The organism is Borrelia turcica IST7 (assembly GCF_003606285.1).
GTDB lineage: Bacteria > Spirochaetota > Spirochaetia > Borreliales > Borreliaceae > Borrelia > Borrelia turcica.
On sequence record NZ_CP028884.1, the window covers coordinates 543,742 to 565,332 of the forward strand.

Consider the following 21,591-nt stretch of genomic DNA (forward strand, 5'->3'; position numbering starts at 1 on the left):
GATATTTTGTGGATCATAGACTGAAAACAATAGTAAAAACATTGCATCCTCTTGAGGAACAAGTAATTTTTAAATATAAAAAGGTTGATGAAATTTCTGCCTCCGGTCTTTCTAAAGATTTAGGGTATGATGAGGGGCAAGCAAATAAAATAATAGAATGGCTTTCTTACAAGGGTATTATTAGCGAAGTTTTTAGAAAGGTTAATGTATTTTATCGTTTGACTGAGAAAGGTCTTGATGCTTTAAAAAATGGTTTGATTGAAGAGAGAATAATAAGTCTTATATCTAGTAAAAAGGTTTTAATTACTGATTTGTCAAAAGAATTAGGTGTTGAGATTAAAGATGTTGGAAAGGCATTTGGTAATTTGATTAAAGAAGAAGTGATATCTTTAGGGCCAAGTAAAGAAATTATTGCTAAAGATTTAGAAAAATCTGCTAATTATAAAATAGTGAAAAAATTGCTTTCAAGAGCTAAAGATGGCGATATTTTGGAAGATGATTTATCAAAAGATGAATTATTTGCTATTTCTAGTGTCTCTAAGAAAAAAGGAGCTAGTGATACTTTATTTAAGGTAATAGAAAGGTTGGATTTAAAATTTGAGTTTACTGAGTTTGGACTAGAAGTGAGAGCTGAGTACAGGAATCATAGATTTCCAAAAGATCGAATTGGAAAGTTAACACCTGAAATGTTAAAAAACAATACTTATGTAGGTAGAATGTTTAGAGAGTATAATATACATGTTTTGCCAAATAAGACTTTTATTGGACGTGCAAATCCTTATTCTGAGTATATTGCTAAGGTTAAGGATAGACTTGTGAGTCTTGGATTTGAAGAATTTGATGGCCCCTTGGTGGAATCAGAATTTTTTAATAATGATGCTCTTTTTATGCCTCAATTTCATCCTGCACGTGATGCAAGGGATGTTTATTATATTAAAAAACCAAATTCGACAGAATCCTTACCAGAGCCTTATTTCTCTAATGTTAAGTCTACGCATGAGAATGGGTTTAATACAGGTTCAAGAGGATGGAGATATGATTTTAATGAGAGTATTTCAAAAAGGTTGGTATTAAGAACTCAGGGTACAGTTTTATCAGCAAAGCAATTAATGAATGCAAAAAATCCTGGCAAATATTTTGGAATTGTTAGATGCTTTAGATATGATCAAGTTGATGCAACTCATGGAGCTGATTTTTATCAAACAGAAGGGATTGTTATTGGAGATGATGTTAATATTAAAACCCTGCTTGGTCTTCTTGAAATTTTTGCTAAGGAACTTGCTGGTGCTACTGAGGTTAAATATGTTCCTGCTTATTTTCCATTTACGGAACCTTCGATTGAAGTGCATGTAAAGCATCCTGTTCTTGGTTGGTTTGAGTTAGGTGGTAGTGGTATTTTCAGACCAGAGGTTACAAAACCATTTGGAGTTGATGCACCTGTTATTGCTTGGGGTATTGGTATTGATAGAATGGCTTTAATGCATTTGGGTTTAAATGATATAAGGGAACTTTTTACTCATGATATTGGGAGTGTTGTTTTAAGGCGAGGAAGGTAAATGCCAAAGGTTGAAGTGTATAAAAGTATTTTATTGGAAAAAATAGGAAAGAATTTAACAGAGTCTGAGCTTGAGTCTGTACTTGAGATAGCTAAAGCTGAAATTGATGAATTTGATGAAGAAAATGATAAGATAAAAATTGAGTTTAATGATACAAATAGACCAGATTTATGGTCGTGTGTAGGGCTTGCACGTCAAATTAAGACATATCTTTTTGGTAGTCTGCCTTCTTTTGAATTTTTCTCTAAAGCTGGTGATTTAAAAAAGGCTTATGGTGAGATTGAGGTTTCTCCTGAGATGATGTCTAGTATTAGGCCTTTTGTTTTTGGATTTTTAGCAAAGGGGATGATTTGTGATGACAAAATGCTTGATACTTTAGTTCAGTTGCAGGAAAAACTTTGCCAGAATTATGGACAAAAGCGTAGAAGAGTTGCAATGGGAATGTATTCGGCAAATTTTATTGAGTTTCCAATAAACTATACTGCTTGTAATTGTAACTATAAATTTATTCCTTTAGGTATGGAAAACGAGATGTCTATTTGGGAAATCAATGAAAAGCATCCTAAGGGCATAGAATATTCGTCAATTCTTAAAGATTGCAATAGATATCCTTTGTTAGTAGACAATAAGGGGCAAACTCTATCTTATCCGCCAATAATCAATTCTCATGATGTTGGAGCTTTAAAGGTAGGTGATACTGATTTATTTATTGAGGTCACGGGAAATAATCTTGAGGCTACTTTGTTGTCTTTATCTGTTGTTGCTTGTGATTTGCATGATATGGGTTTTGAAATTTTTCCAGTAAAGACAATTTTCCCTAAGGAAACTTTACTTGGGAAAGAAATAGTTTGTCCTTTCTATTTCCAAGATACTGTGGAAGTTAGTGTTGATAATGTTAATAGAATGCTTGGAATCAAATTAACAGCAGATGAGATGTGTCTTGACTTGAAAAAATTAGGGGTGTCTGCAGTTGCTTATTCTTCTAGTGCAGGTGATTCTAAAGGTAAAGATAAAATACGCATCAATCCTCCTGTTTACAGGAATGATTTTCTTCATGAAGTTGATGCTATTGAAGAGATAATGATAGCAAGAGGATTGGATAGTTTTAAACCAGAGCTTCCCAAAAGTTTTACCATAGGTAGGCTTACTCAGATAGAAGAATTTTCAAGAAAGGTTAGATCTTTAATGATTGGAATGGGATTCCAAGAAATGATTTATAATTATCTAGGGTCTAGGAAAGACCTTGTTGAAAATGTACGTAATTATGAAATGGAAGATTGGTTTTTAAGCGTTGATAATCCAATGACAGAAAATTATGAATATATTAGATGTTCTATAATATCTGATTTGCTTAAATCTGAAAGTATTAGTTCTAACTTTCCTTATCCACATAAGATTTTTGAAATTGGCAAGGTAGCTTTAAGGGATCCAAATAGTCCTGAAGCTTCTGTGACCTATGATAATTTGGCTTTTTTGATGGCAGATAAAGATTGTACATTTAATGAAATTAGCTCTTTAGTCGCATCTCTTTTTTATTATTTAAATATTGAATTTAGGCTAGTAGAAGCGAGAGCATCAATGCTTTATATAATTGGAAGAAGAGCTGAAATTTTTGTAAATAACTTTTGTGTGGGTGAATTCGGTGAAGTATCACCTTTTGTGTTGAGTAATTTTGGAATTACTGTTCCATGTTGTGTACTAGAGATTAATCTTAACTTTCTTTTAGAAGCATCCCAAAGATTTTAAGATAACATATGATAAAGTTGTGTTATAGTAAATAAGTTTAGTAGTGTATTTGAAAGGTTCAGAGAGGTTAAAAGATTTATGTTAGAGTTTGAAACACTTGATATAAAAAAGCGTGATGATAAAAATATTTTAAGAACAGAGGTAAATTCTGTTGAAGATGTAATTATTGTTGGTTCGGGCCCTGCTGGGCTTACAGCTGGAATTTATACTGTTATGAGTGGATATAAAACGGTTGTCTTGGAAGGACCTGAGCCGGGGGGACAGCTTACAACAACTACAGATGTGTATAATTATCCAGGATTTAAGAATGGTGTAAGTGGAAGAGAATTGATGTTAAATATGAAAGAGCAGGTAGTTAATCTGGGGGCTACTACTTATTCTGAGACTGTAAGATTTATAGAAAAGAGAGATAATGTTTTTTATCTCTTTACCGATAATTATATTTATAAGAGTAAGGCTGTTATTATTGCAGTAGGATCAGCCCCTAAGAAGCTTGATACGCTTAAAAATTCAGATTTATTTTGGAATAAGGGTATTTCTGTTTGTGCAATTTGCGATGGACATCTTTTTAAAGGGAAAAATGTGGCAGTAATTGGTGGAGGTAATACATCAATTTCAGAGGCTATTTATTTGAGTAAATTGGCATCAAAAGTATATGTTATTGTAAGAAAAGATTATTTAAAAGCTATTGCTATGTTAAGAAAAAATGTTGAAGAGTTATCTAATGTTGAGATTTTATATAACTGTGAAGCGATTGAAGTTAATGGAGAAAATTCTGTATCTAGAGTACAAATTATAAATAATAAAGATAATTCTACTTTTGAATTAAGCGTATATGGGATATTTATGGCTGTTGGGTATAAGCCAAACACAGAATTTTTAAAAGGATTTTTAGAACTTGATGAGGATGGATATATTGTAACTCAAGGTTGTGTGAAGACAAGCGTTGATGGTGTATTTTCATGTGGAGATGTTAGCAATAAGCTCTATGCACAGGCTATTACAGCAGCGGCTGAAGGGTTTATAGCTTCTGTTGAAATGAGAAATTTTTTAGGTTAATTATGTAAATTTATATTATTGATTACTTGCTTCAATCAAAAGTGCTGTGGAGTGTTATGATATGTTGATAGGAAATAGAGCATTTAGTATTTTTTGTATGCTTTTATATGCTCTTTTTTATTCTTTGCTTGTTGTGTGTGTTAGGTATGTCCCACAGTATTCTTTGTTTTCTAAATTAGTTTTTAGATATTTATTTCCTTGTATTATTTTTATTTTTGTTTTTACTAGAAATAAAAATATTTTTTTGGGTAAATGTGAAGATAGGATGTTTTTGATAATAAGATCTGTCGTATGTAATGTGGCAATATTTTTACTCTTTTACAGTATGACTTTACTCTCTCCAACAGATTCGACAGCTCTTTATTTAACATTTCCTATTTTTGTTTCTATTTTAGGAGTAACTCTACTTAAAGAAAAACTTAAGTTTTATAAGTTAATTTCTTATATATTTTCTTTTATTGGCGTTATTTTTATCTTTAGACCTAATATTGATATTGATCATTATCCTTTTTTAATAGGTATTTTATCTGCATTTTTGTTTGCCATATCCTATGTTTTAATTGGATATTCAAATAAAGGAAGAGACATAGATTCTTTTACATTTTTATTTTATTTATCTTTTATTGGTTTGTTTATGTTATTGCCTTTCTTTTTTATTTGGAATATTGATGTTGTAAATTTAAATGATATTCTTTGGCTGATGTTAATAGGAGCTTTAGCTGCTTTATCTCAGCTCTTTGTTACTATATCTTATAAGATTGGTAATTCTTCTGAGGTGTCTATTTTTAGTTATTTTAGTTTAATATTTTCTATGATATTCTCAATTCCTATCCTAGGGATATATCCTGACATTTACTCATATTTGGGTGTAAGCTTTATTCTATTAGGTGGTATTATTATTTATCTTAAAGGCAAGAAATAATTTATAGTAAGTTCAGTTGTCTTTTAATTTCAAATATTAAAATTCCTGTTGAAACAGATACATTTAATGAGTCTATTTTACCACTAGTTGGAATTTTAACTAAAAAGTCAGAATTTTCTTTAATAAGCTTGTGTATCCCCTTACCTTCGTTGCCCATAATGAGTGCAATTTTGGTATCATCGATTTCCATGTTGTTTATTTCCTTCCCTTTAGTGTCACTGGCATATATCCAAAAACCGCTTTCTTTTAAAAGTTTTATTGCATTATTTATGTTTGAAACTGCTACTTTATTGACATATTGACTTGCTCCAGAACTAGTGCGCAAGACTGTTGAGTTGTCTTTGGCACTACGTCTCTGGCTGATAATAACAAGATCAATGCTAAATTGTTCTGCTGTTCTAAGAATTGCTCCGAGGTTTTGGGGATCTTCTATTCCATCCAGTATCAAGATAAATACATTATTCTTGTGTTGAAATTCTTTTAAAAAATCTTCTAAACTTTTATCGTCAGTTTTTGTATTTTTAAATTTTACGTCTTGTAATCTTAGAGCAAAACCTCTGTGAGTGCTGTTTCCGATTATCTTGGTAATGTCATTAACTTTTATTACTTTTATGTTATGTTTCTTAGCCAATTCTTCAATATTTTTGATTTTTGGACTTGTCTTTGAAATATATAATTCAAGTCCTTTGTTGTTTTTTATGCTTTCAATGACGGAATTAGCATGTGTGATATACATATTAAATTTTATTTAAGTTTACCTCATCGGTGTCTTTAATTTCTTGACTTAAAGCTTCCAGTAAATTAAGCGCATTGTGACTTAGATTTTTAGGGCTTTTTATTTTAGTAACAAGAATTAGATTTCCAAATGTTTCTGTTTGTAATATAGGCATGCCTGCATTCTTAATAATTATTTGTTCATCATTTTCTATTCCTTTTGGAATTTTAATTGTGATTTTTTTTTCGGATATTGTTTTTATTTTTATTTCTTTACCAAGTGCTGCTTGAGTAAAGCTTATTGGAAGGGTTGCATATAGATCTTTTCCGTTTCTTTTAAAAATTCTGTGGGGTCTTATTAATACTCTTACATAAAGATCGCCATATTTTTGATTGTCAGGATTTATGCTTCCTTTTTCTCTCATTTTGATTTGTTGTGAATCATCAATTCCTCGTGGAATATTGAGTGTAATTGTTTCTTGACTTGTAAAACTTCCTTTACCCTTACATGATCTGCATGGATTTGATATTATTTTCCCGTTTCCATGACATTTTGGACATGTTGTTGTTACCCTAAAAAATCCGCCTCCTTGTATTACGTGTCCGCTTCCATTACACATATTACATATTGAGGGACTTGTCCCTTTTTCAGATTTTTTCCCAAAACAGGACTCACATAGTTTTTCTCTTGTGATATTAATGGTATTTTTGTAGCCAAAATAAGCATCTTCAAGTGATATTTCTATTTGATATGGTATATCCTTACCCTTTGTACTCTGCCTGTGCCTTTCTTGTCTTTGTCCTCCAGTGAAGAATGAATCAAAAATATCTCCAAAATCTTCAAAAATGTCTGAAAACCCACCAAAACCGCTGGAAAACCCACTAAATCCAGAACCGCCACCTTCAAAAGCTGTGTGTCCAAACCTATCATATTGAGCACGCTTATTTTCATCTCCTAAAACTTCATAAGCTTCTGTAGCTTCTTTAAAGAGGGTTTCGGCTTCTTTATTACCCTGATTCTTATCAGGATGATATTTGATTGCTATTTTTCTATATGCTTTCTTGATTTCATCTTTTGAGGCCCCTTTTGAGAGCCCCAAAATTTCATAATAATCCCTTTTCACTACCCTTTATCCTCATCAACAACTTCGTAATCAGCTTCTTTGCTGTCATTACCTGTATTGTTTTGAGTATTGCCTTGACTTGCTGCATTGGATTGAGCGTCTTTATACATTACCTCAGCTATTTTATATGAAGCCTGTTGAAGTTCTTCTGTTTTTGATTTAATTAAAGATACATCAGATCCTTCTAATGCGTCTTTAAGTTCCTTAATTTTATTTTCAATAGCTTGCTTGTCTTGACTTGTGATTTTATCTCCATGTTCTTTAAGAGATTTTTCTGTTTGATAAATTAAGGAATTTCCTGTATTTTTTGCTTCGATGCCTTCTTTTAGCTTTTTATCTTCTTCAGCGTGAGCTTCCGCGTCTTTGACCATTCTCTCAATTTCATCTTCAGAGAGCCCTGAAGATGATTCAATTCGAATCTTTTGTTCTTTTCCAGTTCCCATATCTTTAGCAGAAACATGCACTATTCCATTAGCATCAATGTCAAAACTAACCTCAATTTGTGGAACTCCTCTTGGTGCTGCTGGTATTCCGTCAAGAATGAAATTACCGAGTATTCTGTTTTGAGCTGCCATTTCACGTTCACCTTGTAGAACTTTAATATCTACAGAAGTTTGATTATCAGCTGCTGTTGAGAAGACTTGACTCTTTTTTGTAGGAATTGTAGTATTCCGCTCAATTAATTTTGTCATGACTCCACCAAGAGTTTCAATCCCTAAAGAAAGAGGTGTAACATCAAGTAGTACCATGTCTTTAGTTTCACCTGTTAAAATTCCACCTTGAATTGCAGCTCCTATTGCAACAGCCTCGTCAGGGTTTACACCTTTATTTGGCTCTTGCCCAAATATTTCTTTTACAATTTTTTGAATAGCTGGTATTCTTGTAGATCCTCCAACTAGTATTACCTCATTTATATCAGAAGCCTTAAGTCCAGCATCTTTAATAGCTTTAAGGCATGGCTCTTTTGTTTTTTGAACTAAGTGATCTACCATCTGCTCAAATTTTGCTCTTGTTAAAGTGTATTGTAAGTGTTTAGGTCCATTTGCGTCTGCTGTGATAAATGGAAGATTTATTGATGCTTCTTGAGCACCAGAAAGTTCTATTTTTGCCTTTTCAGCTGCTTCTTTAAGTCTTTGAAGTGCCATTTTATCGTTTGAAAGATCAATAGCACTATCTCTTTTAAATTCAGTAATTAAATGTTTAATAATCTCATCATCGAAGTTATCACCGCCAAGATGAGTATCACCATTTGTTGATTTAACTTCAAAAACACCATCTCCAAGTTCAAGTATTGAGATATCAAAAGTACCCCCACCAAGGTCATAAACAGCAACGATTTCTTCATGCTTTTTCTCGATTCCATAAGCAAGCGCTGCAGCTGTAGGTTCATTGACAATTCTTTTAACATCAAGTCCTGCGATCTTGCCGGCATCTTTTGTAGCCTGTCTTTGTGCATCGTTAAAATAAGCGGGAACGGTAATTACAGCCTCAGTTACGGTTTCACCTAAATAAGCTTCAGCTGTTTCTTTCATTTTTGTAAGAGTTGCAGCTGATATTTCTGGAGGTGACATTTGTTTCTTTATGTTAGAAATGTTTACACGAGCATCTCCATTTTGTCCCTTTTCTACTTTATAAGGAACCATCTTGATTTCACTTGCAACTTCTTCAAACCTTCTTCCCATAAATCTTTTTATTGAATATATTGTATTTTCAGGATTTGTAACCATTTGGTTCTTTGCAACCTGTCCAACAAGTCTCTCACCCTTGTTTGTGTAAGCTACAATTGATGGTGTGGTTCTGCCTCCTTCTGAATTTTGTATTACAACAGGTTTTCCGTGTTCCATTATAGCCACACATGAATTTGTTGTTCCTAAGTCAATTCCTATTATTTTTCCCATATATAACCTCCTTTTTATTTTTATATGTTAGTTTTTGCTTTGTGCAACTTTAACTTTCGCAGTTCTTAATACGCGATTATTGTAGCAGTATCCTTTTTGGTATACTTCTACTATTTCTGGAGCTTTAAGCTCTTCTTTTTCTTCTATGCTTAGTGCTTCATGTTGACTTGGATCAAAAACATCACCAAGGTTTCCAAATTTTTTTAAGTTGTATTTTTTGTCAAAACTAGAGAGTATTTCGCTTTCAATCATACTAATGCCTGATAGTAAAGTATCAAAATCCTTTGATTTTTTTGATGAATCTATTGCTCTTTCTAAGTTGTCAAGAAAGTTAATTATGTCTTTCATTATGTTTTCATTTGCAAATTTAATGAAATTATCTTTGTCTTTTTCAAGTCTTTTTCTGAAGTTTTCAAATTCTGCTTGTTTTCTTAAATATAAATCTTTCATATTTGAGATTTCATTTTCTAGTTCAACAATTTTTTTCTCCATATTGGAGTTGTCTTTGTTTGGGAGTGTGTCTTTTGCTTGTTCTTTAATCTTGCCAGATTCTTCGTCTTTATTCTTCTCTTCCATGCTAGCCTCCTTTCGTAAAGTTATTTTATCTTTAAAGAAAATAATTTACAAATTTTTTCTTTAAAGATTTTTTTAGTAATTTGATTCATTTTGATTGTTTTTAAAAGAGTGGATTTTGACTATTCAATTATATTAGTATAATATTTACACATATTTTGAAATTAGAGAATTTTTATGTGTATTTTTTTGTCAAAATAAAAATATTTTATTCCTTTATTTAAAGCAGTGTCTATAAGTTTTAAGAGTGTATTTGGGGGATTTTATGAGTATTTATGATTTTAGGGTAAGGCTTGCATCTGGTCCTGAGATTTCTATTTCAGATTATATGCGCAAGGTATTACTTATTGTAAATGTAGCAAGTAATTGTATTTATACAAGTCAATATCAAGATCTTGAAATGCTTTACAGAATGTATAGGAGAAGAGGTCTTTTTATATTAGGATTTCCTTGTAATCAGTTTGGTCTGCAGGAACCTGGGGCAAATGAGGAAATTTTAAGATTTTGTCAGACAATTTATAATGTTTCATTTCCTATTTTTTCTAAAATTGAGGTTAATGGGGAGAATGCACATCCTCTGTATAAGTATTTAACAGAAAAATCTCCTCAAGAGTTTAAGGGAGATATTAAATGGAATTTTACTAAGTTTTTAGTAAACAGAGAAGGTAGAGTGGTAGGTAGGTATGATTCTAAGATTACTCCAATGAGCATTAAGGGTAAGATTGAAAGATTATTGAATGTGAGATAGCTTTGATTGTAATTTTTTCTGTTATTGCTTATGATTTAGTTTGTGAAAATATGTATAGCTCAGATAAAACACAGAATTTCTAAACTTAATGAAACTTTGGATGAATTTAAAAAAAATTGTGAATATGCTTTACAGAATAATATTGATATTTTAATTTTTCCTTTTATGTTTGTTGGTTATAATGAATATGATAATTTATTACGTAGACCAGAAATTTTAAAAATAAATCTTGACTGTCTTAATTTTATAAAAAATCAAGTTGATGATAGGATTTGTGTTGTATTTGGACATTATGATTTTTACGAGGGAAGGATAGTAGACTGTGTATCTGCGGTAAACAACCATGAATTTATTTTGACAACTAGAGAAATGAATACACCAGTCTTGTTTGAATATAAGGGACATAACATTGCCGTATTGAATTTTGAAGATGAGCTTTTATTTAAAGGGTTTGACCACGAGTTTAGCACTTATTTTATAAAATCTCAATATCTCTTAATTCCATCAAAATCTTGTTTTACTAAAGAAAAAAATAATTTAAGACTTTCTTTTTTTGAAAAAGTAGCTGTTGAAAATAATATAGAAGTTGCTTATGCCAATTTATATGGTGTTCATGACTCTGTTGTGTTTGATGGCTTGAGTTTTTTTATTAATAAGTACGGTAAATTGACTCAAGCTAAAGAGTTTGAAGAAGATATTTTATTGAATGAGGGATTTCATGATTTAGAACTTGACTCTCCTTCTGCAATCCTTGATAAGGTTATATTAGCAATAGTAAATGCTTTAAGGGAATATGTTTGTCTTAATGGATTTGATAAAGTTCATTTGGGTATTTCGGGAGGCATAGATTCTGCTCTTGTTGCTTATCTTGCGTGCGTTGCTTTAGGATCTAGTAAAGTTATTGGTATTTCTATGCCTAGTAAATTTTCATCGTCAGGGTCTGTTTCGGATGCAAAAGAACTAGCTAGGGGATTAGGATTTAAGTTGATTGATATGCCTATTGAAATGGTGTTTTCAACTACTTTAGGATTTTTTAATGAGTATTTCAATACAAAGGGAATTACTGAGGAGAATCTGCAGGCAAGGCTTAGAGGTCTTTTTTTAATGTCTTATAGTAATGCCAATAGGTCTTTGCTTCTAAATACTGGAAATAAAAGTGAGATTGCTGTTGGTTATTGCACGCTTTATGGAGATTCTTGTGGAGGAATCGCTTTGATTGGAGATTTATTTAAAGGTGATGTGTATGAGCTTGCAAGATATATTAATGTAAGAGAGGGTAGAGACGTAATTCCTACTAATATTATTTTAAAAGAACCTTCTGCTGAATTAAGGCCACAGCAAAAGGATAGCGATTCTCTTCCTATATATGAAGTTCTTGATGAGATATTGATGAGATATTTGATTAAAAATGAACCTTTAGACTTTCTATATAAAGCTTTTGGAAAAGAATTAGTCACAAAAGTATTGGATCTTTATTCTGGTAGTGAGTATAAAAGAAGACAAGGCTCTATGATAGTTAAAGTTTCTAGGAAGACTTTTGGTAATGACATTTTACTTCCTGTTTCAAAGGTTGAATTGACGATAGATGAGTAGTGCTAATATTGTTAGTATATTAAATGAGTTTAATTTAAAGTTAGAAAAGATTTTTTTACTGATAAATACTTATTCTTATGAGCTTTATAAAGAAACTCCTAGATATTTTTATGATGATATTACAAATTATCTTGAATTGACTTTAGAAGTTTCCAATAAATTTAGGGAAGAACTTGAAGCTTCTGAAGAGTTAAAAATGGGTAAATTTCTTATTAAAAGCATGAAATGTGATTTAATTTCTTATTTGTATTTATCTTTAGAATTAATAGATAATTCTATGAATTATAGTGAAATTAAAGACGCTGGGGTTGCTTTTTTTAAGGCTATTTCTTTTAAAATTTCATCAATAATATCTTCTACGGAGATTGAGCTTGAGAATTTAGTTTTCTCTTCTGAACATACAAGTAGGCATGTCTTAAATAAGGATGGGCATAAAATATTAATTTTTTCTGAGGATAAAATTTATAGTAAAAAACTAACAAAATATTTGATGTTAAAATATGATGTTATATCTGTAGATACTGTTGACTTTTTCAATAAAATGATTTGTAGTGACTTTTATGATTTAATTATTCTTGATTTTTGCTCAGACAGAGATGTACAGATAATTTTAGACTTGCTTAGAGTTGTTAAAAAAAATAGTCTTTATGAAACAATTCCAGTTATTGTTGTTTCTAACATAACTAGAAAAGATATTGTTACAATTTTTATTGAAGAGCGAGTGGATGATTATTTCTTGAAAAGTTTAGATTTATTAGTACTAGAGGCTAGGATAAGTAGTTTTATTGAGAAGAAAAGGGGCATAGAACAGGGACAGAAATATTTAGATTTGATACTTAAAGGTAGAGAATATCTTGAGAGTGAGTTAGTTGAGGCTGGGAACTACATTGAAAACTTATTGCCTGATAAAATACGAAACGAATTTTTTAGTACCAATTGGATTTTTATTCCTTCAGAGAGAATTGGAGGTGATTTTTTTAATTACTATTTTGTTAATGATGATGAACTAGTAATTTATTTGATAGATATTTCAGGACATGGGATAGGTTCTGCACTTTTATCTCTTAGTGTTTCAAGTGTTATTAATTCTTATGTTATGAATAATGATGATATTAATCCTTCTAAGGTATTAGAGTATGTTAATAGTTATTTTGTTAAGTTTAGAAGTGACATGTTTATTACATTGTGGTATGGTGTTTTGAATGTACGGACAAAACGGCTAAGGTTTTCATCGGCAGGAACACCCCCTGCTATTGTTTTAAATTCTGGAGATAATATTTGCCTTAAAACGAGAGGGATGATTCTTGGAATCGAGGAGATATATTCTTGTGAAGAGAGTGAGGTCTTATTAAATAAAAATTCGCATTTGTTACTCTTTAGTGATGGTGTTTATGAGATTGAGAATAAGAAAAATTTAATAATGTCTATTGATGATTTTTATGGAATAATTAAAGAAAATACACATCACTTGGATGATTTTATTTTGATGCGTCTTTATGAGAGTATGTTAAACCTATCTAAATATAATAAATTTAGAGATGATTTTTCTGTTTTAGAATTTATTATTAATTAGGAAACATAACTTAAAATATGTAAATAATTTAAGTTAATATTATTTGTGTATTGGGAAATTTTTCAAAACAGAGATTAATTAATATTTCAGAGCTTTCCAGTAGCAAATTTACTTTTTTTTGCTTTCTTGTTTCTTTTCTTGCTTTCGAGGTTGTTTGTCTTGATTTATGTTTGAACTGTTAAGAGATTTTAATAGTTTATTTAGTGTCCAAGTAGAAAACTTTATATAAAGTATTTTGAAAGGATTTTTTGTATTTTTAAGTAGTACTTTTAGGGATTCTAAGTTCATTATAGTTATTATCTCTCTTAAAATCTTTGGAAGATTATTGAAAATCTTAGAACCGACTTTATGTCCTTCCATGATAAAATTTTGAAGCATTGTTTGATCTTTTTTTTGTAATCTCCTCATGTATAGTTTTAGTATTCTCTCTTGTGATCTCATTATTTCTGAATTTATTTGTTCTTGTTTTTTTGATATTTTTTTATTTGATTCAATAATAGGTTTTTTAGGCAGAGATTTATATGGATTTGTGCCTGGGATATGATTTTTTGGAATCTTCATTTATATTTACTCCTATTTAAATAAGCTATGCTCCGATTAATTTTATTAAGTTTTTTGCTTTTATACAACTGAGATTGATATTTTGATCCTTTATAATTAAAATTTAGTAGTATGAAGAAATATTTGAGTATAAGTTTTTTAAATTTATTAATAGGTATACTCGTTTTATTTTTTATTATTTTTGTTCAATTTAGGGATTTGAGCTTAAATGTATTTTTGTTAAAAGATTTAAAATTTTTAGTTAATAATAAAGTTGAGGATAATAAATATGTATTAGATAATCTTACTTTTATTGTAAGGGGAATGAGGATAAATTTATCTAATAAAAACCCACTTATTATTCCGGATAGTGAACTCTATCTTAATCCTGTTTCTTATAAATTGCAGGATAATGGAATTTATGTTTATTTTGAAAATAATATTTTTTTACTATTTTTGTTTGATTCAGAGAATAGTTTTAGCATTAGTTCAAATCTTTCTAAGAAATTAATACTAAATTATGAAATTGAAAGTGATTATAAAATTTCTTTTGATGAAAATATTTTAATTAAGAGTAAAGATTATTATTTCGAAGTCTTTTTAGGGAAAGATACTCAAATTAATGAGAGAGAAATTTTAATTAGTCCTCAAGAAGTTTTTAAAATTGGAAATTTGATTAAAGAAAGTGAAAAGCCAAAAGAAGTTGTAGCTAAGGAGGTATCTAAAAGCATTTCTTTAGATATAAATTCTCCGTCTGTTTATGCATCAATTAAGGAAGTAGAAAAAGGGGTTTTTGACTCTGCAATAGTGAGATTTAAAAATAAAGCATATAATGCATGGAGTAGTGAATCTACTTTTAGCGTTAATCAGGGTGGATGGCTTAAAGGTAATATATATTCTTTTGATGAGGATATATTTGTTTATCTTTTAGCTGAGTCTTTAACAAGACCAGATTATGAAGATATTTTTTCCAAACTTGAATTTTTAATGAATCTTAATGAACATAAGTTAACATATTTGAGTTCAAGTTATTATGTTGATGAAGAAAAGCTAGATAAATTTTTTAGCTATTTATCTGTAAATAAGACTTTTATTAATTCTCTGGAGACGGATAAGCTTTTAGGATATTTAAAAGAAGATTCTTCTCTTTTGGAGAAGATTTTTTTATCTGAGAATGTTTCTCTTTTTAACGAGGCATTAAATATTTTAAAGAATCCAGAAGTAATATTGAATTCTGGGTTTAATGTGGTGCAAGCGTATAATGTATTATCTAATTATATTGTATTTTTAAAATTGAATAATGATAATTTTGTTATTGAGAAATTTAAAAAAGAGCTAGCTAATTTTATATCTACTTTATTTCTTGTGTCTGGTAATGGAAAAGCTTATATACCTAGCGATAAAGATAATTTATCTTGGGATTTTGAATATACATTAAAGGTGGCCGGATTACTTAAAAGATTGGCTTATGAGATAAGCGATGATGTAATATTGAAACTTTCTTATAACGCTATTTATTATGCTTTAATGAGTAAGGAAGTTGATCGGGTTCCTTATGAGGCTTATTATGCAGATATTGTAGACAATGATTATCTTCCAAAATTTACCTTAGTACCAAGTCTTGGTATTGGAAATTGGATATATGGTGCTTCAAAAATTTCAAATTATAATATATCTGATGTTAGTTATTCTCTTGATTTTAATCGTAGTTTAAATTCTCCTGGATATTTTTTCTTCAAGGGTATTTTAAATCCCACTTTGGTTAGGTTTAGGGGTATTAATTGGTATACGGATTCTCAATTTTACAGATATTCGGATGGATGGAGATATTACCCTAGTAATAAGATGTTGGTTTTAAAAATAACTCCTAAAAGGGAAGAAGATACAAATATTTTATTAAGGTTTGATGATATTAAGATAACTAGAAATATTGATGAATAATCTTGTTGATAAAATTCAGTTAATAATTGATGTTGGAAACACAAGCATATCTTTTGCATCATATAGGCAAGATAAAATGCAGATATTTTGTAAGCTAGAAACAAGACATGATTTAACTTTTAATGAAATTTATGAATTTCTTAAATTGAAATTTGATTTTAGGGTTGATAAAGTATTTATAAGTAGCGTTGTTCCTATTATTGATAAAATACTCATAAGTGTTGTTGATTCTCTTTATAAGGTAATTCCCTTATTTGTCAGATTTGACTTAAATTATGATTTAAGCTTTAGTCCTTACAAGGGTAGTCCATTTTTATTAGGTTCAGATGTTTTTGCAAATCTTGTTTGCGCCATTGAGCTTTACAAGCTTGACAATGCTTTAGTGGTAGACCTTGGAACGGCTTGTACTGTTTTTACTGTCAGCAGGGAAGATGGGATACTTGGGGGCCTTATTAATGGGGGGCTTTTCACAAATTTTAATGCATTAATCAATAGTGCATATCTTTTAAAAGAATTTAATCTTACAACACCCAAAGAATTATTAGGAATCTCAACAATTTCTAGTGTAAATAGTGGACTGATTTATCAGTACAAGTATTTAATAGAAGGAGTTTATTATGATCTTATTAAGAAATATGGGAAGGAATTTAATTTGATAATTACGGGGGGTAATGCTAACTTAATTTTGCCTTTAATAAGTGTAGATTTTGTCTTTAATCTGTATTTAACAGTTGAAGGAATTAAGATTTTGGGTAATTCTTTTAAAAGCGATTATTGTTAAAAGGTTCAATTATTTTATATCCTGTATCTTACTAAAATATGTGTTACCATTATGTTATTAATAAGTGTATGAGAGGTATTAAATGAGATTATTATTTGTTATTCTGTCCACGGTAGCTGTTGCTTTTTTTACTTCTTGTCCTTTGTGCGTTTTAGGGATTTATTTTTGTGTTTTTGATATTGTAAGCTATGGTTTAGTTAATTTTGTGTCTAAGCTTGGAAGTAAAACTAGGTAAAATAAGTGTTAATAGTGTAGCTTGATTGTGAGATTTCTTTACTTAAGTTTATGATTTTATATATTTTATCTTTTGTAAATGATGAATATTAAAGCTTTAAGATGTTTATGAATAAATCTTCTTTTTTAAATTCTCTATTGATGCCAAACCGAGTTAGTGAAAAATCATATTTGACAGGATCATTTTTATTGCTATTTGAGAAATATTTTGTAACTTCTATTGCTTTCTTAAGATTTACACTTTTATTATATTTAAGATTAAATAGTTTAAAAGATATATCTGTCATATGAGTATCCATTGGGACTATTAAGTTTGAGGGATTAAATTTATCCCATATTCCTAAATCAACTTCATCTTTTCTTATCATCCATCTTAAAAATAAAAATAATCTTTTACATGCACTTCCCTTTGAAGGTTTTGGAAGTAGTAAACCAAAGGACTCTTCATTAATGTTTTCCATGTAAGTTATTAGTTCATCTAGGCTTGATATAAAATTTCCATTCTTTTTGTATATACCATAGAAAAGATTCTCAATTGTTGAGTACTTATTTTGTATTTCCTTAATGGTCATTATTAGTCTTACAATGTCTTCTGTTTTAAAAAATCTGTAAATAAAGTCTTTGTATATTACATTTAGGTCGTCTTTGGTAAAATACTTAAGTTTTTCTGAAGGATTCCTACCCAATGGTTTTAAGACTCTATTAATTGCTTCTAATATTTTTTCAACTCTTCCAAGTGCTAGTGATGAGCTAAGCAGACCTACAAGTTCAACATCTTCTTTTTCTGCGTAGTTATATAAAAATTCAAGGGGATCAGGATGAACAAATTCTCTTTTGTTATATTTATTGTATATAAGCTCTAAGATGTCAAATATAGTATCTTTAGCTTTTTGCATTATTAAATTCTAATAATCTAAGCAATATTTTTTTTAATTTTTTGTCATAAAATTTGTCTTGTGCCCATTTACCTGTAAGGTCATATATAGTTGGAGCAGAGCCTCTTTTTACAAGGTAAAACCTAGGATCGACCATATTGGAATTTATATCCTGACTTGAAGCGTAAGCTTTTAAGTGTTGAATGTGTGCCCTAATTCCTTCTTTAATATTAGAAAAAGAGTTTCCCTTTGTGAAATTGTCAGTAGCTCCTATTCCTGAAAAATTATACTGTTCTTTAGAAACAACGCCATTAAATTTTAAAATGCCTGTTTCAAGTAACATTTGAGCGTAAGCAATGTCGTAATTTATCCCCTCAATTAAAGCTTCATCTATATAGGTCTGTGCAATTACTTGAACATATTCTGATTCAAGATAGGGATTCATTTTTAATGTATATTTGACAAGATCTTCTACTTGACTTATTCCTTTGCTTAAAAGAAAAGGAATATACTTTTCTTTTTCTATTTCAGTACTTATTTCAATTATGTCATCTTCACAGTAACCCTTTACGGTTAGTAATATTAAGATTTTTGATATTACTAAGAGTATAGATTTTTTTGACATTTTTAAAATCCTCTTTCTTCAATAAATTTGTTGATTTCTTTAATAACAAAATTAAATCTTGGTAGCATTAATTTTTTGTCTTTAAAGAAATTGAAACTTTTTAAATATCTTCTACTAAATATGAAATCAGAAATTTCTCCAACATTAGTCATGTTTATAACTTTTATAGATGATGAATCTATTTGGGTTTCTTTCAATTCATTCTCATCTTGTTTTATTAATAATTGTAAAGTTTTTATTTTATTTAAAGTTTGAGGCTTCCCCCCAATGTTTATATATTTTTTTATTTCCTTGTTCTCATTAATAATTGAGTTTGCAATATTGGCTTGATTCCCAATTGTAATTAATGTTAGTTTGTTCAAATTCATTTTTAAATCCAAAAATTCTAGTTTTTGAGTCGATTTAATGAGCTCAATAATGTTTTGAATCTCAGTAACTTCAGATGTTTTGTCTGCTCTTTCATTGAAAATTTTTATAGGTTCTACTAAATACTTAATGGTTTTGTTTGAAATATCAGTTAGTAAGCTATTATCATGATTTTTAATAAAGTCATCAGTATGGGGGAATTGATATTTTGGCGAGTATAAATAGACAATGTTTCCTTTCTTAACTAGTCTATTTACTAATGATTTAAACATTGAATCATGAGAATGAGAAGGTAATATAATAAATACACTGTTATATAGTTTTTGATTGTTGCTAATAAAAGCATCTTTATATACATTGGTGTATTTTGGTATATAATTCATTTCATTTATGAAAAATGGATTGAATGTGTAGGAAAGAAAAGGATTTTGACTTTTAAGTCCAAGAGTTAGGCTGGTTGGATACCAAACCGATACGCTTAACTTATTTGTATAATCTTTAATTCTAGTAAAACCTATTTTATAGCTAGAGTGTTCATCTTCTGGATAATCTGTAAAAAGGCCAAGGTATGAAAATGTCGTAGCTATTAGTAAAACCACTATCGATGGTATTACTAATATTCCTTTAAAAAATATAGAGTAAATTATTCTCCTAAATTTATTAGGCTGTTTATTTACTCTTTTTCTTCTAAATAGTATTGTGCTTATGTTTTTAATGATGATGATTGTTAAAAAGACTAAAAATAGAGCCCCAACATACAACATGAGCGGTTTGATTTCTATTAGATATAGATTTAGTATGAAAAATATCCCTGGAAAAATTATGAAATAATCTTCCCAAGAAAATTCTCTTTTAAAATTGAAGAAGTTTATGACTAAGAATATACTAAAACTTAGTAAGAATATAATCTCATAAAATTGTTCATTCATAAAAGTACTTTTTCCTTAAGTAATTATAAGCATAAAAATGTTATTTACAAAATAATTTATAAAATTCCTCCTCTCAAATAAGAATGTTTAGCTCATATAATTATTGTCTGATAAAGTAGAGATATGTTTGCAATCTGGTTATGTTATTTATTTTTTATTTTTCTGTAGAGGGTTAATTTTCTTTTATCCTTTTAGTTTATTGTGGTATAATGAGATACCTTTAAGAGGTGAAGGGAAATCAGTGTGTTGGGGATTTTTTTAGGAACAGGTGCATCGAGTGGTATTCCTATGTTAAATTGCAATTGTAGGGTATGCAGTTCAAGTTCTGCTAAAAACAAAAGGCTTAGAAGTTCGTTGCTCCTTAATGTGTCTGGAATTAACTTATTAATTGATACAGGTCCTGATATTAGAGCTCAACTTTTAAGAGAAAGTGTCTCTAGTCTTGACTTAATTTTATATACTCATGAGCATTATGATCATGTTATGGGTCTTGATGATATTAAATTTTATACAAGAAATTCTCCTTTAAATATATATGCTCGAGAGAGCACGATGAAACATATTAAAAATGCTTTTCCTCATAACTTTACATCAAAAGTTTCTACAAGTGGAAAGGCTAATATTATTCCTAATTTAGCAATAGAATTGGAGCCAATTATTTTTGGAGGAGTAGAAATAATGCCAATTCCTTTACTGCATGGGGATATAATTAGTTTAGGATACAGAATAAACAATGTAGCATATCTTACTGATGTTAAGTCTATTCCGGATGTTTCTTATAAATATTTAAATGAACTAGATGTATTAATAATAGATGCTTTAAGAATTAAATCTCATCCTGGTCATTTAAATTTTGATGACGCTATTAGTGAGGTTAAAAAAATAAAGCCTAAGGTTGCTTATTTTACGCACATTGCACATGATATAATGCATGAAGAATTTGATTATTTAAATAAAGATAATATTTATTTGGCTTATGATGGGCTTCGGATACATATTTAATTAAAGGTTGGTAGGTCTTTGTGAATTTAATTTCATGGAATGTAAATGGAATAAGAGCTATTTTAAAAAAAGGTTTTCTTGAATTTGTTGAAAAACATAAACCAGATATTTTGTGCCTTCAAGAAACTAAGGCATGCAAAGAACAATTACCAAAAGAGCTTATTAATATTAAAGGATATTATTCCTATTTTTCAAAATCCATAATAAAGGGATATAGTGGTGTTTGTGTTTATTCTAAGATTGAACCTATTAAGGTAGAGAACATGAGTAGAGAAATATTTGACAAGGAAGGAAGAATCCTTATTGTACATTATCATGATTTTATTCTTATTAATGCATATTTCCCTAATTCTCAATTGTTAAGAAAAAGACTGCAATTTAAGCTTGATTTTTTAATGCATCTCAAGTCTCTTGCACATTCATTCATAAGTTCTGGGAAAAACCTTATCATATGTGGTGATTTTAATATTGCTCATACTGAGATTGATTTATCTAATCCTAAGACTAGTAGAGACTATGCTGGATATTATATTGAGGAAACTACTTGGATGGATAATTTTTTAAATGAGGGTTATGTTGATACCTTTAGAATATTTAATAAGAACCCAGATAACTATACTTGGTGGGATTATAGAACAAAGGCAAGAGAACGTAATATTGGGTGGAGAATTGATTATTTTGTTGTGAATGAAGTTTTTAAAACTAGAGTAAAAAATGCTCTAATTTTAAATGAAGTAATGGGTAGTGATCATTGTCCTATTTTTTTGCAGTTAGATTGGTGATAAATGGGGT

The 21,591-nt window shown here is 29.5% G+C and carries 20 protein-coding genes; 12 read left to right on the forward strand and 8 right to left on the reverse strand.

Going from position 1 to position 21,591, the window contains the following annotated elements; translation table 11 throughout:
• The first annotated feature begins 8 nt into the window (after positions 1 to 8).
• The 4 genes from pheS (at position 9) to DB313_RS02695 (ending at position 5,283) form a co-directional block, all read left to right on the forward strand.
• The gene (gene pheS / locus DB313_RS02680; RefSeq protein ID WP_120104301.1) at positions 9 to 1,556 is read left to right on the forward strand and encodes a phenylalanine--tRNA ligase subunit alpha; all 1,548 of its coding nucleotides are present in this window, start codon (positions 9 to 11) and stop codon (positions 1,554 to 1,556) included.
• Complete coding sequence (pheT, locus tag DB313_RS02685) at positions 1,557 to 3,302, forward strand: phenylalanine--tRNA ligase subunit beta (RefSeq protein ID WP_120104302.1); 1,746 nt, start codon at positions 1,557 to 1,559, stop codon at positions 3,300 to 3,302.
• 78 nt (positions 3,303 to 3,380) lie between these two features.
• Positions 3,381 to 4,361 carry a thioredoxin-disulfide reductase gene (trxB, locus tag DB313_RS02690; protein ID WP_120104303.1) on the forward strand — a complete coding sequence of 327 codons (981 nt, stop codon included), beginning with the start codon at positions 3,381 to 3,383 and terminating at the stop codon, positions 4,359 to 4,361.
• Between the two features lie 61 nt (positions 4,362 to 4,422).
• The gene (locus DB313_RS02695) at positions 4,423 to 5,283 is read left to right on the forward strand and encodes a DMT family transporter (RefSeq protein ID WP_120104304.1); all 861 of its coding nucleotides are present in this window, start codon (positions 4,423 to 4,425) and stop codon (positions 5,281 to 5,283) included.
• 1 nt (position 5,284) lies between these two features.
• Here the strand turns inward: DB313_RS02695 and rlmB are convergent, their stop codons facing one another.
• The 4 genes from rlmB to DB313_RS02715 are packed head-to-tail and all read right to left on the reverse strand — an operon-like array spanning position 5,285 to position 9,595.
• Complete coding sequence (rlmB, locus tag DB313_RS02700; protein ID WP_120104305.1) at positions 5,285 to 6,019, reverse strand: 23S rRNA (guanosine(2251)-2'-O)-methyltransferase RlmB; 735 nt, start codon at positions 6,017 to 6,019, stop codon at positions 5,285 to 5,287.
• Position 6,020: 1 nt separating this feature from the next.
• Positions 6,021 to 7,121 carry a molecular chaperone DnaJ gene (dnaJ, locus tag DB313_RS02705; RefSeq protein WP_120104306.1) on the reverse strand — a complete coding sequence of 367 codons (1,101 nt, stop codon included), beginning with the start codon at positions 7,119 to 7,121 and terminating at the stop codon, positions 6,021 to 6,023.
• Entirely contained in the window at positions 7,121 to 9,019 is a 1,899-nt protein-coding gene (gene dnaK / locus DB313_RS02710) for a molecular chaperone DnaK (RefSeq protein WP_120104307.1), read from the reverse strand. The genes dnaJ and dnaK overlap by 1 nt, the downstream gene beginning before the upstream one ends.
• A 27-nt stretch (positions 9,020 to 9,046) precedes the next feature.
• Positions 9,047 to 9,595: a nucleotide exchange factor GrpE gene (locus DB313_RS02715; protein ID WP_120104308.1), complete on the reverse strand. Its 549-nt coding sequence runs from the start codon at positions 9,593 to 9,595 to the stop codon at positions 9,047 to 9,049.
• Between the two features lie 262 nt (positions 9,596 to 9,857).
• On the opposite strand from DB313_RS02715, the gene DB313_RS02720 reads away from it, so the two are divergent.
• Genes DB313_RS02720 through DB313_RS02730 form a run of 3 tightly spaced genes read left to right on the forward strand, consistent with a single transcriptional unit; the run spans position 9,858 to position 13,506 of the window.
• Positions 9,858 to 10,340, forward strand: coding sequence for a glutathione peroxidase (locus DB313_RS02720; RefSeq protein ID WP_120104309.1), 483 nt, complete (start codon positions 9,858 to 9,860; stop codon positions 10,338 to 10,340).
• A gap of 42 nt (positions 10,341 to 10,382) precedes the next feature.
• On the forward strand, positions 10,383 to 11,933 hold the full coding sequence (nadE, locus tag DB313_RS02725; RefSeq protein WP_120104310.1) for an NAD(+) synthase: 1,551 nt from the start codon (positions 10,383 to 10,385) through the stop codon (positions 11,931 to 11,933).
• Positions 11,926 to 13,506 (forward strand): PP2C family protein-serine/threonine phosphatase, encoded by a 1,581-nt coding sequence (locus DB313_RS02730; RefSeq protein ID WP_120104311.1) that lies wholly within the window; start codon positions 11,926 to 11,928, stop codon positions 13,504 to 13,506. The genes nadE and DB313_RS02730 overlap by 8 nt, the downstream gene beginning before the upstream one ends.
• 108 nt (positions 13,507 to 13,614) lie before the next feature.
• Here the strand turns inward: DB313_RS02730 and DB313_RS02735 are convergent, their stop codons facing one another.
• Positions 13,615 to 14,067: a hypothetical protein gene (locus tag DB313_RS02735; RefSeq protein WP_120104312.1), complete on the reverse strand. Its 453-nt coding sequence runs from the start codon at positions 14,065 to 14,067 to the stop codon at positions 13,615 to 13,617.
• 111 nt (positions 14,068 to 14,178) lie between these two features.
• On the opposite strand from DB313_RS02735, the gene DB313_RS02740 reads away from it, so the two are divergent.
• From DB313_RS02740 to DB313_RS06410, 3 genes are all read left to right on the forward strand, one after another.
• Complete coding sequence (locus tag DB313_RS02740) at positions 14,179 to 15,987, forward strand: hypothetical protein (protein ID WP_120104313.1); 1,809 nt, start codon at positions 14,179 to 14,181, stop codon at positions 15,985 to 15,987.
• Positions 15,980 to 16,768, forward strand: coding sequence for a type III pantothenate kinase (locus DB313_RS02745; protein ID WP_120104314.1), 789 nt, complete (start codon positions 15,980 to 15,982; stop codon positions 16,766 to 16,768). Before DB313_RS02740 ends, DB313_RS02745 begins: the two co-directional genes overlap by 8 nt.
• Positions 16,769 to 16,850: 82 nt before the next feature.
• On the forward strand, positions 16,851 to 17,003 hold the full coding sequence (locus DB313_RS06410; RefSeq protein ID WP_161555013.1) for a hypothetical protein: 153 nt from the start codon (positions 16,851 to 16,853) through the stop codon (positions 17,001 to 17,003).
• Positions 17,004 to 17,091: 88 nt separating this feature from the next.
• On the opposite strand, the gene DB313_RS02750 is transcribed toward DB313_RS06410, so the two are convergent.
• Genes DB313_RS02750 through DB313_RS02760 form a run of 3 tightly spaced genes read right to left on the reverse strand, consistent with a single transcriptional unit; the run spans position 17,092 to position 19,797 of the window.
• On the reverse strand, positions 17,092 to 17,898 hold the full coding sequence (locus tag DB313_RS02750; protein ID WP_120104315.1) for a TIGR02757 family protein: 807 nt from the start codon (positions 17,896 to 17,898) through the stop codon (positions 17,092 to 17,094).
• On the reverse strand, positions 17,885 to 18,502 hold the full coding sequence (locus tag DB313_RS02755) for a glucosaminidase domain-containing protein (RefSeq protein WP_120104316.1): 618 nt from the start codon (positions 18,500 to 18,502) through the stop codon (positions 17,885 to 17,887). Before DB313_RS02755 ends, DB313_RS02750 begins: the two co-directional genes overlap by 14 nt.
• A gap of 2 nt (positions 18,503 to 18,504) precedes the next feature.
• Entirely contained in the window at positions 18,505 to 19,797 is a 1,293-nt protein-coding gene (locus tag DB313_RS02760; protein WP_120104317.1) for a hypothetical protein, read from the reverse strand.
• Positions 19,798 to 20,040: 243 nt separating this feature from the next.
• Here DB313_RS02760 and DB313_RS02765 point away from each other — a divergent pair, with 243 nt between their 5' ends.
• Together DB313_RS02765 and xth are read left to right on the forward strand one after the other, a co-directional pair.
• A complete protein-coding gene (locus tag DB313_RS02765) occupies positions 20,041 to 20,799 on the forward strand; it encodes an MBL fold metallo-hydrolase (protein WP_120104318.1) in 759 nt (252 codons plus the stop codon).
• Positions 20,800 to 20,819: 20 nt separating this feature from the next.
• Positions 20,820 to 21,581 carry an exodeoxyribonuclease III gene (gene xth / locus DB313_RS02770; RefSeq protein WP_120104319.1) on the forward strand — a complete coding sequence of 254 codons (762 nt, stop codon included), beginning with the start codon at positions 20,820 to 20,822 and terminating at the stop codon, positions 21,579 to 21,581.
• Positions 21,582 to 21,591 lie beyond the last annotated feature (10 nt).

Coding starts and splice junctions, on each gene's coding strand:
- pheT (WP_120104302.1), top strand. CDS start 1,557: ATGCCAAAGGTTGAAGTGTATAAAAGTATTTTATTGGAAAAAATAGGA.
- trxB (WP_120104303.1), top strand. CDS start 3,381: ATGTTAGAGTTTGAAACACTTGATATAAAAAAGCGTGATGATAAAAAT.
- DB313_RS02695 (WP_120104304.1), top strand. CDS start 4,423: ATGTTGATAGGAAATAGAGCATTTAGTATTTTTTGTATGCTTTTATAT.
- rlmB (WP_120104305.1), bottom strand. CDS start 6,019: ATGTATATCACACATGCTAATTCCGTCATTGAAAGCATAAAAAACAAC.
- dnaK (WP_120104307.1), bottom strand. CDS start 9,019: ATGGGAAAAATAATAGGAATTGACTTAGGAACAACAAATTCATGTGTG.
- DB313_RS02715 (WP_120104308.1), bottom strand. CDS start 9,595: ATGGAAGAGAAGAATAAAGACGAAGAATCTGGCAAGATTAAAGAACAA.
- DB313_RS02720 (WP_120104309.1), top strand. CDS start 9,858: ATGAGTATTTATGATTTTAGGGTAAGGCTTGCATCTGGTCCTGAGATT.
- DB313_RS02730 (WP_120104311.1), top strand. CDS start 11,926: ATGAGTAGTGCTAATATTGTTAGTATATTAAATGAGTTTAATTTAAAG.
- DB313_RS02735 (WP_120104312.1), bottom strand. CDS start 14,067: ATGAAGATTCCAAAAAATCATATCCCAGGCACAAATCCATATAAATCT.
- DB313_RS02740 (WP_120104313.1), top strand. CDS start 14,179: ATGAAGAAATATTTGAGTATAAGTTTTTTAAATTTATTAATAGGTATA.
- DB313_RS02745 (WP_120104314.1), top strand. CDS start 15,980: ATGAATAATCTTGTTGATAAAATTCAGTTAATAATTGATGTTGGAAAC.
- DB313_RS06410 (WP_161555013.1), top strand. CDS start 16,851: ATGAGATTATTATTTGTTATTCTGTCCACGGTAGCTGTTGCTTTTTTT.
- DB313_RS02750 (WP_120104315.1), bottom strand. CDS start 17,898: ATGCAAAAAGCTAAAGATACTATATTTGACATCTTAGAGCTTATATAC.
- DB313_RS02755 (WP_120104316.1), bottom strand. CDS start 18,502: ATGTCAAAAAAATCTATACTCTTAGTAATATCAAAAATCTTAATATTA.
- DB313_RS02760 (WP_120104317.1), bottom strand. CDS start 19,797: ATGAATGAACAATTTTATGAGATTATATTCTTACTAAGTTTTAGTATA.